The sequence below is a fragment of the Knoellia sp. AC549 genome (assembly GCF_979258975.1).
This window is the reverse complement of the sequence record NZ_OZ409890.1, coordinates 1,035,456-1,049,395: the sequence shown is the minus strand read 5'-3', so window position 1 is coordinate 1,049,395 and position 13,940 is coordinate 1,035,456. Positions and strand designations below refer to the sequence as shown.

Here is a 13,940-nt window from a genome sequence, read left to right as displayed (position 1 = left end):
CCGCCCGGTCTGAACTGGCCCCACTGGCGACGCGCCGGGGTGGTTGTGACGGTTTGATCTGGCCCCACCTCAGCCTTGCTCTCATCAGAGCACTCGAGGGATCGGGGTTGGGTTGGGATCACGTGTGGAGTTGTTCGCTGCGATACGTCGGGACGCGCGGGTTGAGGAGATCTCGATCCGCGAATTGGCCCGCCGTCATGGGGTGCACCGGCGCACCGTGAGGCAGGCGCTGGCGGCGGCTGAGCCGAAGGCGCGGAAGGCACCAGCACGCTCGGCGCCGCGGCTCGACCCCTTCAAAGGGACCATCGACGGGATGCTGCGCTCCGATCTGGACGCGCCGAGGAAGCAGCGACATACCGCGACCCGGATCCTGGTCCGCCTGATCGAGGAAAACGCAGCGACCGGGTTGTCCTATTCGACGGTGCGGGACTACGTGCGGGTGCGGCGGGCACAGCTCGACCTCGAGGGCGGACGCCGTCAGGAGGCGTTCATCGCCCAACACCACGGGCCGGGTGAGGAGGCCGAGGTCGACTTCGGCGAGGTCTGGGTCGTCCTGGGCGGGGTGAGGACCAAGTGCTACATGTTCGTGCTGTGGCTCTCCCATTCCGGGAAGGCGATCCACCGGGTGTACCCGACTCAGGCGCAGGAAGCGTTCCTCCAAGGGCACATTGAAGCGTTCGACGCGATCGGCGGGATCCCGACCCGGCATCAAGTACGACAACCTCACCTCAGCGGTCACGGCCGTCATCCACGGACCAGGCCGCGCCCGCAACGAAAACGACCGGTGGGTCCTGTTTCGGTCGCACTACGGCTTCGACGCGTTCTACTGCCAGTCCGGCATCGGAGGCGCCCACGAGAAAGGTGGGGTTGAGGGCGCGGTCGGCTGGTTCCGACGCAACCACCTGGTCCCGATGCCCGAGGTGGACTCCCTCGACGAGCTGAACGAGCAGATCAGGCTGTGGGAGGCCGCCGACGAGGACCGGCGTATCAGTGGTCACGTCCACACGATCGGGCACGACTTCACAGCCGAACGGCCCCTGTTACGGGCGTTGCCGACTGAGGTGTTCGAACCTGGGCTGGTGCTGAACCCGCGCGTTGATCGGTCCTCGATGATCACCGTTCGGATGGTTAAGTACTCCGTCCCCGCGCACCTCATCGGTCGCCGCGTCCGCGTCAGCCTGCGCGCAACGGAGGTGATCGTCTTCGAGGGCCGCAGCGTCGTGGCGGTGCATCCACGGTCCGTGGCCCGTGGCACGAGCCGGGTCGTCCTGGATCACTACCTGGAGGTGCTGCGGTTCAAACCCGGCGCGCTACCCGGGTCGACCGCACTGGCGCAGGCTCGCGCTGCAGGCGTGTTCACTGCCGCGCACGAGGCGTTCTGGGCGGCCTCACGCAAGGTCAACGGCGACACCGACGGCACCCGCGAACTCGTCGACGTACTCCTGCTCCACCGATCCCTCACTCATGAGCAAGTGACCGCCGGGATCACCGCCGCCCTGTCTGTCGGTGCCGTGTCCGCGGACGTCGTCGCGGTCGAAGCCCGCCGCCACGCACCCGCCGCCACGGCTGTGGGTGGGGCCGGTCCTGACCGTCATCACGTTGCTCGAGGTGATGCCCGCGAGCAACGCGTTGTCAGTCTCACCCAACGTCGGCTGACCGACCCGGCCGCGGTGATCGCGGGCCTGCCACCGGACACGCGACCCATCCCGTCCGTGGCCGCTTACGACGAATTGCTCCCACGACGACGTACCCCAACAACGACACCTTCTGCCGATGTGAAAGTGAGTACCAGCTGATGAGTCCGACACCAATGGTCACCCCGGTCACCCCGGTCAGTCCGACGTTGCGTCGTCGGCGCGGCATGACCGAGGAAGCAGCGGTCGCCGCGATCGACCAAGCCTGCCGGCGGCTTGGTCAGTCCGACGTTGCGTCGTCGGCGCGGCATGACCGAGGAAGCAGCGGTCGCCGCGATCGACCAAGCCTGCCGGCGGCTCCGGCTGCCGACGATCCAGGCCTTGGTTGACGAGGCCCTGGCGGTGGCGAAGAAGGAGCAGCTGACCTACCAAGGATTCTTGGCTGAGCTGCTCCTGGCCGAGGTCGACGATCGGGACCGCCGCTCCTCGGTGCGCCGGGTCAAGGCTGCTGGGTTTCCGAGGGACAAGTGGATCGGTGACTTCGACTTCGACGCCAACGACGCGATCAACCCCACGACCGTGCATGACCTCGCCAAGGGTGACTGGATCCGCCGAGGTGACCCGCTGTGCCTGATCGGGGACTCCGGCACCGGCAAGTCCCACCTGCTCATCGCCCTCGGGACGGCGGCCGCGGAACAGGGGTATCGGGTCCGGTACACCCTGGCCACCAAGCTCGTGAACGAGCTGGTCGAGGCCGCCGACGACAAACAGCTCGCCAAGACCATCGCCCGCTACGGTCGCGTCGACCTGCTCATGATCGACGAGCTCGGCTACATGGAACTCGACCGCCGCGGAGCCGAACTCCTCTTCCAAGTCCTCACCGAACGTGAAGAGAAGAACTCGATCGCGATCGCCTCGAACCAGTCCTTCTCCGGCTGGACCGACACCTTCACCGACCCTCGATTGTGCGCTGCGATCGTGGACCGTCTCACCGACAACGTCACCATCATCGAAAGCGGCACCACTCCTACCGCCTCGCCCACTCTCGAATGGGTGCCAAAGCCGCCGTATGAGCCGTAAGGAACCCTGTCGTCGGATCGACGAAAGGCAGTAGACACACCTCCTACAGTGAGGCCGTGAAGTTCACGCGCCGGTCATTACCTTCGGATGACTTGACAACAATCAGCTACCTCGACTCCGACGGGCCGGGGCCAGCGGTCCTCGTCCTTTACGGCCTCGCCGGCAGCGCAACGGAGTTCCTCCCAACAGCCCAAGCACTCACAGGCCGGCGAGTCGTTCTCATGGATCAGCGGGGACACGGACACAGCACCCGCCGGCCAAGCAACACGTCGCGAGCCGCCTTCGTCCATGACTGCGCACGCGCTATCGAGTCCGCCTGCGGCAGCGCCGTCACCTTGCTAGGACAGTCGATGGTGGGGTATACACGGCAATGCTCGTCGTCCCCACCCGACCGGACCTCGTTCTCTTAGAGGGAGGCGCAGGCCGTGGCGACGCCCTTATAAACCGAAGCTGGGGGCCCTTCTTTCACTCCTGGCCCGCTCCGTTTCAGGACCTGGAAGCAGCACGCGCCTACATTGGCGACGGTCCGCTCGAACGCATGGGTGGAGGATTTGGAGGAACCCAGCATGCGCTACCCGACAATGCTGCTTGGCGCGAGGTAGCCGTTGGTGTCGCGGCTCGTGCCCTTCTCGCGAGCGGCCGCGAGTGTTTCAGCGGGCCACTCGACAGGCACCCGCCCGTCGCCTCCCGTCATCACGACCATCCGGCCGGGCCGGTCACCGATGCACTCAATGCGTCGCCAAGCTTCCGACAGGGACTGAAAAAGTGTCCAAAGGGCCGATCTCGGAGGAGACGGGGTTGTCCTCATTGAGCGTGATGCGCCACTGGCCGTCCATCACCATAAGGACCTGACTGGCGTCGTGGCGGTGTCGGCTCACTCCTTGACCAGGCGCGGCCCGCAGCCACGCGATGCTGAAGCCGTGCGGGTTGGTTACGTGTGGGTGCTGGTTGCGGTTCTCCGTGATCCCGTATCCGATAACCAGTGCCAACTCGGCGCCGCCTCCGGCCAGGTCAAAGTCGAGCAGGGCACGGTTGGACCACTCGAGGTCGCCCGGAGTGGCCAAACGTGAACGCATCTCGTTCGGGGTGATGCGCGGCAGCGAAGCGAGCTGCTCCGGGGTCAACGGCTTGGTCAGCTCGACGCCGGCGGGCGGAACGCCTGGCGCGCCGTCCACCATGCGGTTGTCCGCAGTGAGGAACTTGCCCAGCTTCCCTGCCGCTTCGAGCACGGATGGCGCCCATAGGATCCCCCCGGTCTCGTCTTGGCCCAAGGAGGAGAACATCCAGCCGTCGTCCGCACCGATGTTGGTAAAGCCGCGAAAGGCCCAGGTCGGGATGGAGATGACGTCGCCAGGCTCGATGACGGCTTCACCATCGGTTCCTTCTACGCCCCAGCGGAAGAGCCATTTCCCACTCATGCAGCTGAAGACCTCGGCCGTGAAGTGCAGGTGCAGCGAGTTCGTGATGCCGTGGGGAAGGGCGGCCACCCCCAGGTTGAAGCCGTGGGGTGCGGTGACCGGGACCTGCTGATCCGGGTTCTCGGCGACACCAGGTCCGATAAGGGCGTAGTTCTCCTTGCCGGCGCACTCCGGCAGGACAGTGTCGATAAACGCCGCGCGGTCTGGCACCAGTTCGGCCCGGCGGATCGTACGCTGCTCGGTTTCTTCGGCGGTGACGATGATGTTTTTCATGGCTCCTTCTTCTATCGTGTATACGTATGCATCATATGGACAAGGGGACTTGTGGCGCAAGACGGCGAGTAGTTCCCAAACGCTCAGCGCAAGGAAGTCCTCTCCTCATTGGTGAGGCTTCGCGTCGGCGTTCCCCGCAGCAACAACGCGATACGCGCGGTTTCCTCGATCTCCTCGAGCGCGTCGACAGCGGCCTCAAGTGTCGTCCCGGAGGAGATTGACCCGTGGTTGGCCAAAAGAGCGCAGCGGGCACGGAGCCGGAAGAGTCTCTCGGCCAGGCGTGGATCTCCAGGTGGTGCGTAGTCGATGAGCGGCAGATCGCCCACCCGCATGGCGTAATAGGCGGTCAGCGCGGGTAGGCAGTCGAGGGGGTGCAGGTCGCGCAGGCACGACCAAGCCACCGCGTGTGTGGTGTGACCGTGGGCGACGGCGCCTACGTCCGGGAACCCGGCGTACAGAGCCAGGTGGAGCGCTGCCTCTTTGGTGGGGGGTGCACCGGACACCAGCGTGCCGTCGAGCTCGATGAGCGACAGCGCGTCGCGGTCCAGGCGTCCCAGCGAAACCCCTGTGGGTGTGACGAGCACGTGGTCCCCGAGCCGGATGCTGAGGTTACCGGTCCGTCCTGGAGTGACACCTCGGTCGTACAACGCCTGCCCCAAAGCGACGATGTCGTCACGTGCCCGTCGCTCATCGCTCATCGGGGGCTCCCGTAGTCGGCAGCAAAAGGGGATTCAGGGCGTGGAGGAAGAGGTCGTCCCCGCCGAAGTTGCCCGATTTGAAAGCGATGTTGACGTTCGGCTCGGTCGAGAAGGTCCAAGGAACGCCGGCGCAGATGTCCGGTCCGACCTCGAGCACGTCTAGGCGCAGGGCCAAGGCGACCGCACCGGACGTCTCGCCACCTGCCACGACGAGGCGGCGTACTCCAGCCTCAACCAGCGCCACCGCGATGAGCGCCAGGCTTTGCTCGATCCGGTCTGCGGCGTCCTGTGATCCGTAGCGTTCGCGTGCCTGGCTGACACCGTCGGGCGAGGTGTCTGCGGATACCAGCACCGGTTCGCCCGCGGGTTGCTTCAGCACCCAGGAGGCGACGGCGTCGGCGAGAGTGTTGGGGTCCTGGAGTTCGTCGACGGACAGTTGTCGCACAGGGTGGTGGGACTTGAAGGCCGCTACTTGTCTGCGCGTCGTCGCGGAGGCGCTCCCCACCAGTACGACACCGCGACCTGCCCCGCTGGTCGCGCGGGGTGCAGGGGTCGGTCTTGGGTCGCGCGCGAGGATGCCACCCCACGCAGCGCCGAAGGCTGCGCCGCCGGCTAAGAGGTCGAGTGACTCGGCGCCCGTCGCCACGGTGCGGAGGTCGCCGTCCGTGAGCGCGTCCGCGATGACGTGGACACGACTCCCGCGCACCATGTTCAGCAGTCGCCCACGGACGCGCTCGGCGCCGGCGGACACCACGGACCACGGGAGAAGTACGACCTGGGCGTCGGTCTGGGCCGACAGCACGCGGAGCAGGTTCGGGTCGGTCATGGGTGTGAGCGGGTGGTGCTGCATGCCCGACTCCGAGAGCAGGGTGGTCCCGACGAAGAGGTGGCCCTGATAGACGGTGCGCCCTTGGGCCGGATACGTAGGCGCGTGGACGACAACCGAGGTCCGCAGGTAAGTCATGACCGCGTCGGTGACCGGTCCGATGTTGCCGGTGCTTGTCGAGTCGAACGTGCTGCAGTACTTGATGAAGAGCCGACCTGCTCCGAGGCCCTTCAACCACCCCACCGCCGCGAGCGTCTGAGCGACGGCCTCATCCGGGGGCAGGTTTCGCGACTTCAGGGCTACCACCACGGCACCGCCCCCGATCGGCACGGACGTTCCAACACCGGGGACGCCCAGGACCAAGGTGGTGCGAACGCCCGCTCCCATCAGAGCACTGGCCAAGTCGGTCGCGCCGGTGATGTCGTCGGCGACACAGCCGAGGACTGGCTGTGTCACCGGCGCGCTAACAGAGCGCGGGACAGGGTCCCCGGTGGCTGTCACGAAGGTGTCCGGGTTCGCGTCATCTGTGACTGGGCCGCGAGGTCGGCTGCGACGGAGTAGCCGCGCTCCCCGGCCAGCTCGACGGAGTGCTCGAGGGAGCCGCGGAGGTTGCGACGAAGGCGCTCCCCGTCCCACGTCATCCCTTGGATGCACTTGTCCGCCAGGTAGCGCGCAGCGTCGTCGAGGTCGCCCAGCATCGTCACTAGGCTGTCCAGGATCACGGGCTCCATGACGTTCAGCTCCAACTCGCCTGACGCGACGGCTAGTTCGACCGTGACGGCACAGCCCCTGATGCGCTGGCTGAGCTGGATCGCCAGCTCGGGAATGACCGGGTTCACCTTACCCGGCATGATGGAGGACCCCGCCTGCCTCACCGGCAAGCGGACCTCGCCGAGCCCCCCGGTGGGTCCAGAGGACAGCAGGCGCAGGTCCCGTGCAATCTTCTCGATCGTGACGGCCGATCGCGAGATCGCCTGTGCGAGTGCGGCATACGGGTCGAGGTGGGCGAGCGCGTCGAAGAAGTCGGTCGAGACGGAGCAGTTCGTTCCCGCCAGGCGGTTGAGGTGTGCCACGGCCTTCGCGGGATAGCCCGCTGGGGCCCCGATCGAGGTGCCCACGGCCGTGGCTCCCAGCGGGACGGCGGAAAGGTCGGCGATCGCCTTCCCAAGGTCCGAGCGCCCCCGCTTGACGGCACGAGCCTGCGCACGATGGGTTTCACCGACGGTCAGCGGGACCGCATCCTGAAGGCACGTGCGGCCGAGCCGGACGATCCGGTCGTTGCGCTCCGCCTGACGCAGCAGGCAGTCCTCCAGCACCCTCAACGACTCCGTGGTAGCGACGGCGAGCTCGGTGACGGCGAGGCTCATCGCCGTCGGAAACGTGTCGTTCGTCGACTGGGACCGGTTCACGTGGTCGTTGGGGTGGACCTCTCCCGCAAGGCCGCGCGCATCCATCAGTCGTTGGGCGAGCGTCGCCAACACTTCGTTGACGTTCATGTTGGTCGAGGTGCCGCCGCCGCCCTGGAGCAGTGCAGTCGGGAACTGGTCGTGGTGCTCTCCCGCGGCCACCGATGCCGCTGCCTCCACGATCGCGTTGGCGATGCCGGCGTCGATGAGGCCGAGCTCGGCGTTGGTGGCGGCCGCTGCGGCCTTCACGCGGACGTATGCGTTGACCATCGATGGCACGTCGGCGAGGGACCGACCGCGAGCCGGAAAGTTGGTGAGCGCAAGTGCGGTCTGCGGACCGTAGAGGGTGACGACGGGTTCGCGCTTCGCGGGAGCCCCATCAGCCGGGGTCACTGGTCTCTGCATGTCAGCGAGCACCGGCAGTAGGCTCGTCACCGCGAGCCTTGGCCACCTGGGCGAGCACCGCGATCTCGTCGAAGACGCGCCACTCGTGGATGATCTTTCCCTTGCGCAGCAGGAATTGCGAGGAGCCGAGAATCTCGATGGGACTGTTCGTGACCGGTCCGTACAGGGGTGCGCCGTCGTACGTGCCGTTCAGGCGCCACAGGACCCCGATGCGGGTTCCCTGCTCCTCGGCCGTGTTGACTGCGATGTCTCTGACCTCGACCGTGGCGTCGGGGAACGGGGCGAGCATCTGCGAGAGGTCGCTCTGGTAGTTGCGCAGCCGAGTGCGGATTCGCGCTCGGGTGGTCTCGAGGAAGAGGTCGCGGTGGGTGAAGTCGCCGGCCTTTTCCATGTGACGCTGCTGCCACACGGTGTCGATGAACTCGTGGATCATCTCGGCCTCGGCGCGATGTGAGTCGGGTCGCGGGCCTGACTCCCCGTGGGTCACCACGTTCGCAGGCGCCACGGTGCCGAACAGTCCTTCGGGCTCGTCCGTGAAGGCGACTGTGCGGGCGATGGACTCGGGGTCGAGGCCCAGCGTCGTCACGACGCGCCACTCGTCGCGCACGACCCACTCCTCCTCGACGAGCCCGTCACGGACCAGGCAGATCGCCATGTTTCTCGACTCGGACTCGCGACCCGTCGGTGGACCGTACGCCCACACCCCCTGCTGAGGCCCGGAGTGGAACACGCGGTGGTGGCTGATGAAGGCGTCCTCTCCACGCGCCTCGCAGATGACGTCCTCGGCGGTGCCGATGCGATTCGGGAAGGCGCTCTTCTTCACCAACGACCCTCGAAGCACCGTCTCCATGCTCCGGATGGGGCCGTAGGCACCGTGCACCGTCATGTCGCGGGCGTAGTGCTCACCGAGGCGACCGAGGCCGTATTGCTCCCAGATGAGGTCTGTCCAGTTGAGGATGTAGTCCTCCGGGGAATCGAACGGTGCGTAGACGCTGGGCTTGAGCTGCATGGGGGCGATCCTCTCAATCTTCGGTTGGCACTCTGCGGCAAAGGACTCTTGACTTCGGAGCTTCCGCATCGTGTTGTATACGTATACAGCAATTCGACACCGGATGGCAAACCCCCTCTGCCGAAGGCGAAGTCGACCGGATCACCTCAGGAGTCACGATGCTCGTACCATCCATGCAGACCCGCACGTCATCCAGATCGCGGAAGTTGATCACCGTCGCCAGTGGTGTTGCCGCTCTCATCTCAGTCGCGGCCTGCGGCGCGGGCTCGGAGGTCGGTTCGTCCGACGTGAAGGTCGCGTGCGACATCACGCAACCGACGTCTGCGACCACCGTCAACGTCCTGGCCTACAACAGCGCCGCAACGGATCCGTTCACAAACGTGCTCACGTCCAACTGCGCCTCTGACACGCTCACCATCAAGCACCCTGCCACCGACCTCGCGGGCCAGAAGCAGCGTGCAGTGCAATCGCTCGCCGCCGGCACCGCGAGCTACGACCTCATCGAGCAGTTCGGGACTGTCTACCCGCTGTACGCCGACCGGGGCTGGACCGTGCCCCTCGATGACTTCCTGGCCGAGAACGGCGCCAAGTTCAAAGTCGACGGGATCGACCCGAAACTGTTGGCCGCTCACGAGTACGACGGCAAGCAGTACGGCCTGCCGACGTATTGGAGCGTCAACCACCTCGTCTACCGCAAGGACATCTTCGACAAGCTCGGCCTCAAGCCGCCCACGAACTTCGAGGAGATGCGGGCGGTCGCGAAGACGATCCAGGACTCGGGTGAGGTCAAGTACCCGCTCGCCATCCCCATGGCCCCGGCCAACGACATCCAGGGCCTGTTCGGCCACGCGATCCGCTCGCTGGGTGGTGACTACTTTGAAGAGGGCAAGCCCGTGCCTGCCGTCAACAGCGCTGAGGGGCTCGAGGCAGTCACTGAGTTGAAGAGCTTGTTGCCGTTCATGTCGCCGCAGGTGCTCAGCTTCTCCTCGCCGGAGGTCACGACCCAGCTGCAGACAGGACAGGCGGCCATGGGGCTGCTGGTGACGGGCCGTCTGTCACCCCTCGTCGACAAGGCGAAGAGCCCGAATGCCGACAAGTTCGCCTTCGCGACGCCGCCCTCGGTCAAGGCCGGGGGAAAGCCGATGTCCTTCCTGTCTGTCGATGGGTTCGCGGTCGCCAAGAACTCGACCGTCGACCAGGCGCTGCTGTTCGAAATGGCGGCTGTGGCGACGAGCGAGGAGGCAGCCAAGGCGGTGCTCCCCATCGCCCTGCCCGCCCGGTTGGGAGTGATCGACGAGAGCGCCATCCCCTTCGCCGCCAGCGCCAAGGAGGTCTTGGGCACCGACCCGAAGCCGCTCAACCAGGTGCCGTACATGGCTGACGTCTACAGCGTGCTGGGTGCGCCCATCGGAGACGCCATCTCCGGGAAGAAGGCCCCGCAAGCCGCCCTCGACGAGGCGCAGGCGACAGCAATAAAGGCCATCGCGAACGCCGGTTACGCCAAGTAGGACCCACTAGTGGTGGCGCCGCCCCGACCGGCCGTGCCGTGTCGTGCCGGCGCCACCCTTCGACTCGAGGAGTCCTTCCTGATGCGTACCCGTACCTTCTTCGCGCTCTCCGGCCCGGCAATCGCCCTGATGGTCGGCCTGCTTGTCATCCCCCTGTTTGCCACGGTGCAGTGGAGTTTCCAGAACGTACCCGTGGGGCAACCAGGGGTCTTCAACGGGCTCGAAAACTACCGCGAACTCCTGAACAGCCCACGTTTTCGCGACGCCGCTGTCTTCACCGTGGGCTTTGCCCTGGTCATCACCGCCCTCAAGGTGATCTTCGGCTACGCCGTCGCACTCATCCTGCACAAGGCGCGTTACGGGCGAGCTGTCTTCCTCGGCATTCTGTTGTCGACATATGTGGTGCCGACAGTCGTCGGGGCCCTGGACTTCTCCTGGCTCTTCAATGACATCTTCGGCGGGCCAGTGAACCGCCTGTTCGAGCTCTTCGGAGTGCGGATCGACTGGCTTGTCAACGAGTGGCCCGCCCGCACGCTGCTGGGCATGCACATGCTGTGGCACGAAATCCCATTCGCAGTGCTGATCTTCTACGCCGGACTGCAGGGGATACCAGACGAGCCGCTCGAGGCGGCCTCACTCGACGGGGCGAACTGGTTCCAGAAGCAGCGGTACGTCGTGCTTCCGGCCCTGAGCCGACTGGTCACCTTCGTCTGCCTCATCAGCATCATGGACGCGCTGAAGATCTTCGACTCCATCCGCATCATCACGCCTGCGGCATCGCAACTGGGAACAGAGTCGCTCATGACCTACGTCTTTCAGATCGCCCTCAACGACAGTTATCGGCTGGGCATCGGTAGCGCCGTCAACCTGCTCACGATCATCCTGACCTTGCTGATCCTCATCCCCTTCCTTCGATCCACCTGGCGTGATGCGAGAGGACTCTCATGAGCACCGTCGACGTCCACCACGGCCTCCTTCGCCGCTACCGCGCCCGTCGAGCGGCCCCCGCTGTGCCCGTCCAGAACCAGGGTCCCGCCAAAGGCGGCACCTCGTGGTTCGCGTTCTGGGCGATGGTCGTGATCACCCTCCTCATGATGACTCCGTTCATCTGGGCCGGGTTGACCGCCGTCAAACCGTTCTCCGACGCGTTCCAGAACCCACCCGTCTGGTCGTTCACTCCGCAGTTTGATGCCTTCACCGAGCTGTGGAAGGGAACCTCCTTCGCCAAGGTGCTGGGAAACACGACTCTGGTCGCTGTCGCCTCCGCCGTCCTCAGCCTGCTCGTCGGCGCACCCGCGGCGTACGCGTTCGCCCGCTACGGGGGTCGCATCGGACCCACATTGCTGGTGCTGGCCTTGGTCTTCCGGGCGCTGCCTCGCTTCGCCGTGGTACTGCCCTTCTACGAGGCATCCCGGGCGCTGGGAATCTATGACACCAACGTCGCGCTTGTCGTCGCCTTCGTCGCCATCAACATGCCCTTCATGCTGCTGCTGCTCACCGGCTTCTTCCGCGAACTGCCGGTCGACCTCGACGAGGCGGCGATGATCGATGGGTGCACAAGGCTGCAAGCCTTCCGGCGGGTGATCGTCCCACTGAGCGGGCCCGGACTTATCACCGCGGGCATGTTCGCATTCCTTCTGGCCTTCCAGGAGTACCTGGTGGCGCTGACGCTGACCCAGAACGACGCGGTCACCATCCCGGTGTTCGTGGCCTCGCAGGCCGGGGCGGACGACATTACGACGTTCCAGACGCTCGCCGCTCTGAGTCTCGTCCTCGCCGTGCCGATCGTGCTCATCACGATCTTCGCGCGCAAGTATTTCGTGGCGGGCCTGGCCGGCGGAGCAGTGAAGGGATGAGGCGCAACAAGGTCAAGGACCTCATCACCGCGGGGACCCCCGCGGTCAATGCCTGGGTGTCGTGTGACAGCCCGTACGTCGCTGAGGTGCTGTCCAACGCGGGCTACGACGCGGTCACCATCGACCATCAGCACGGCATGTTCGGGCTCGACCGGGTCATCACGCTGTTGCAGGCAGTGAGTGCTGGCCCCGCCATGCCTATGGTGCGCTGCAGCCACCTCGACCTCGCCGAAATCGGGAAGCTGCTCGACGCCGGTGCTTACGGGCTCATCTGTCCCAGTATCGACACTGCCGAGCAGTGCCGCGAACTGGTTTCAGCCTGTCGCTACCCGCCCCTGGGTCGACGCAGCTTCGGACCGTCGAGAGGCTTGCTCTACGGTGGCCCGGACTACGTTCAGCAAGCCGACGTCACCGTCCAGGTCTGGGCCATGATCGAGTCCAAGCAGGCCCTGGAGAACCTCGAGGACATCGTCGCCGTACCCGGGCTCGACGGCGTCTACGTCGGCCCCAACGACCTCGCCCTCTCCTTCGGCTTGCCGGCCGGCACCTCACCCGCGCCGGTCGAGGTGCAGCAGGCACTGTCACGGATCGTGGACGTGGCCCACGCCGCCGGAGTCGCGGCCGGGGCCTACTGCGGCGACGCGGAGTCCGCCGCTGCCCTGGTGCGAGAGGGCTACGACCTCGTCACTCCGGGAAACGACATGGTGCTGCTGCGGGAGGGGGCAAGCCATCGCCTTGCCGTGACCCGTGCGCTGCACGTGAACGATCCGAGCGTCGCGGGCAATGCGGGATACTGAGCGCCTGTACCGGGAGACCCAACTGCAGGAGCCTTGGATGAGTGTGACGAGTCACGATGTGGCCAGGGAGGCAGGCGTTTCACAGCCCACGGTCTCGCGGGCCCTGCGCAACGACCCCATCATCGCGAAGAAGACCAGGGTGCGCGTGGCCGAGGCGGCGAAACGACTCGGCTACGTCCCCAGCGAGCTCGGCCGCGCTCTGTCGACCCGTGCCACCAGACGCATCGCCGTGGTCACCGACCTCGACAACCCCCTGTGGCCGATGCTCGTCGAACAGCTTCACGACAGGCTGTCTGAAAGCGGGTACTCGATGACGCTCCTTGCTGAGCACGGTGACCTCCAGCAATTCGAGCAGCAGCTGCTCGGCGGATGGGCCGACGGCGTGATCATGACGTCGGCCAGGATGAGCGCGACCCTGCCCGCCCAGCTGAAAGCCCGCGGCGTCCCGTTCGTGCTCGTCAACCGAGTCATCAAAGGCTTACGCACGGACGCCGCGGTCGCCGACAACGAGGCGGGCGGCCGGATCGCCGCACATGTGCTCGCCACAGCTGGACACAAGCGCATCGGCGCATTGTTCGGTCCCTCCGACACGAGTACCGGACGTGATCGTGAGAAGGGGTTCAGGCATGGACTCGCGGAGGCCGGCCTGAGCCTGCCCGACTCACGCGTCGTTCACGGCGACTTCGCCTACGCCTGCGGGCGCGACGGACTCCCGAAGCTGCTGCGCCGCAGGTACCAACCGACCGCTGTCTTCTGCGCCAACGACATCATTGCCATAGGTGCGCTCAACACCGCCCACGAGATGGGCCTCCAAGTGCCGTCGGACCTGGCCTTCATGGGGTTCGACGACCTCGACCAAGCCTCGTGGCCCATGTTCGACCTGACCACAATCCGCGTCCCGTTCGAGACCCTGGTGCGCAGCGCGGTCGACCGCATCCTGGCCCGGCTCTCGGGCGACACCAGTCCACCCCGGGTCGACGTGCACCCGGTCGTCCCGGTGCTGAGAGGCACCCACCAACGATGAGGAAGG

11 protein-coding genes and 2 pseudogenes are annotated in these 13,940 nt (G+C 66.0%); 8 read left to right on the top strand and 5 right to left on the bottom strand.

The window, feature by feature from the left end; translation table 11 throughout:
• The first annotated feature begins 112 nt into the window (after window positions 1-112).
• The 3 genes and pseudogenes from istA to ACZZ98_RS05095 all read left to right on the top strand — a co-directional run bounded on the left by istA (window position 113) and on the right by ACZZ98_RS05095 (window position 3,124).
• A pseudogene (gene istA, locus ACZZ98_RS05105) lies at window positions 113-1,796 on the top strand (IS21 family transposase).
• Between the two features lie 147 nt (window positions 1,797-1,943).
• A pseudogene (gene istB / locus ACZZ98_RS05100) lies at window positions 1,944-2,707 on the top strand (IS21-like element helper ATPase IstB).
• Between the two features lie 63 nt (window positions 2,708-2,770).
• On the top strand, window positions 2,771-3,124 hold the full coding sequence (locus ACZZ98_RS05095; RefSeq protein WP_463515228.1) for an alpha/beta fold hydrolase: 354 nt from the start codon (window positions 2,771-2,773) through the stop codon (window positions 3,122-3,124).
• A gap of 318 nt (window positions 3,125-3,442) precedes the next feature.
• Here ACZZ98_RS05095 and ACZZ98_RS05090 read toward each other — a convergent pair whose 3' ends face one another.
• The 5 genes from ACZZ98_RS05090 to ACZZ98_RS05070 form a co-directional block, all read right to left on the bottom strand.
• Window positions 3,443-4,405, bottom strand: coding sequence for a cupin domain-containing protein (locus ACZZ98_RS05090; RefSeq protein ID WP_463515227.1), 963 nt, complete (start codon window positions 4,403-4,405; stop codon window positions 3,443-3,445).
• An 83-nt stretch (window positions 4,406-4,488) separates the two neighbouring features.
• Window positions 4,489-5,103, bottom strand: coding sequence for a class II aldolase/adducin family protein (locus ACZZ98_RS05085; protein ID WP_463515226.1), 615 nt, complete (start codon window positions 5,101-5,103; stop codon window positions 4,489-4,491).
• Entirely contained in the window at window positions 5,093-6,385 is a 1,293-nt protein-coding gene (otnK, locus tag ACZZ98_RS05080) for a 3-oxo-tetronate kinase (protein WP_463515225.1), read from the bottom strand. Before otnK ends, ACZZ98_RS05085 begins: the two co-directional genes overlap by 11 nt.
• Before the next feature lie 41 nt (window positions 6,386-6,426).
• The gene (locus ACZZ98_RS05075) at window positions 6,427-7,740 is read right to left on the bottom strand and encodes a lyase family protein (RefSeq protein WP_463515224.1); all 1,314 of its coding nucleotides are present in this window, start codon (window positions 7,738-7,740) and stop codon (window positions 6,427-6,429) included.
• Window position 7,741: 1 nt separating this feature from the next.
• Complete coding sequence (locus ACZZ98_RS05070) at window positions 7,742-8,749, bottom strand: nuclear transport factor 2 family protein (protein ID WP_463515223.1); 1,008 nt, start codon at window positions 8,747-8,749, stop codon at window positions 7,742-7,744.
• Between the two features lie 173 nt (window positions 8,750-8,922).
• Here ACZZ98_RS05070 and ACZZ98_RS05065 point away from each other — a divergent pair, with 173 nt between their 5' ends.
• The 5 genes from ACZZ98_RS05065 (at window position 8,923) to ACZZ98_RS05045 (ending at window position 13,934) form a co-directional block, all read left to right on the top strand.
• Window positions 8,923-10,257, top strand: a complete 1,335-nt coding sequence (locus ACZZ98_RS05065; RefSeq protein ID WP_463515222.1) for an ABC transporter substrate-binding protein — start codon at window positions 8,923-8,925, stop codon at window positions 10,255-10,257.
• Between the two features lie 81 nt (window positions 10,258-10,338).
• A complete protein-coding gene (locus ACZZ98_RS05060) occupies window positions 10,339-11,205 on the top strand; it encodes a carbohydrate ABC transporter permease (RefSeq protein WP_463515221.1) in 867 nt (288 codons plus the stop codon).
• Window positions 11,202-12,113: a carbohydrate ABC transporter permease gene (locus ACZZ98_RS05055; protein WP_463515220.1), complete on the top strand. Its 912-nt coding sequence runs from the start codon at window positions 11,202-11,204 to the stop codon at window positions 12,111-12,113. Before ACZZ98_RS05060 ends, ACZZ98_RS05055 begins: the two co-directional genes overlap by 4 nt.
• Window positions 12,110-12,910, top strand: a complete 801-nt coding sequence (locus ACZZ98_RS05050; RefSeq protein ID WP_463515219.1) for an HpcH/HpaI aldolase family protein — start codon at window positions 12,110-12,112, stop codon at window positions 12,908-12,910. Before ACZZ98_RS05055 ends, ACZZ98_RS05050 begins: the two co-directional genes overlap by 4 nt.
• The gene (locus tag ACZZ98_RS05045; protein ID WP_463515218.1) at window positions 12,897-13,934 is read left to right on the top strand and encodes a LacI family DNA-binding transcriptional regulator; all 1,038 of its coding nucleotides are present in this window, start codon (window positions 12,897-12,899) and stop codon (window positions 13,932-13,934) included. Before ACZZ98_RS05050 ends, ACZZ98_RS05045 begins: the two co-directional genes overlap by 14 nt.
• The last annotated feature ends 6 nt before the right edge of the window (window positions 13,935-13,940 follow it).

Bases quoted from the DNA above. Each gene is read 5' to 3' on its own strand.
- ACZZ98_RS05045 (WP_463515218.1), top strand. From the start codon at position 12,897: ATGCGGGATACTGAGCGCCTGTACCGGGAGACCCAACTGCAGGAGCCT.
- ACZZ98_RS05050 (WP_463515219.1), top strand. From the start codon at position 12,110: ATGAGGCGCAACAAGGTCAAGGACCTCATCACCGCGGGGACCCCCGCG.
- ACZZ98_RS05085 (WP_463515226.1), bottom strand. From the start codon at position 5,103: ATGAGCGATGAGCGACGGGCACGTGACGACATCGTCGCTTTGGGGCAG.
- ACZZ98_RS05090 (WP_463515227.1), bottom strand. From the start codon at position 4,405: ATGAAAAACATCATCGTCACCGCCGAAGAAACCGAGCAGCGTACGATC.
- ACZZ98_RS05065 (WP_463515222.1), top strand. From the start codon at position 8,923: ATGCAGACCCGCACGTCATCCAGATCGCGGAAGTTGATCACCGTCGCC.
- ACZZ98_RS05055 (WP_463515220.1), top strand. From the start codon at position 11,202: ATGAGCACCGTCGACGTCCACCACGGCCTCCTTCGCCGCTACCGCGCC.
- ACZZ98_RS05075 (WP_463515224.1), bottom strand. From the start codon at position 7,740: ATGCAGAGACCAGTGACCCCGGCTGATGGGGCTCCCGCGAAGCGCGAA.
- ACZZ98_RS05070 (WP_463515223.1), bottom strand. From the start codon at position 8,749: ATGCAGCTCAAGCCCAGCGTCTACGCACCGTTCGATTCCCCGGAGGAC.
- ACZZ98_RS05060 (WP_463515221.1), top strand. From the start codon at position 10,339: ATGCGTACCCGTACCTTCTTCGCGCTCTCCGGCCCGGCAATCGCCCTG.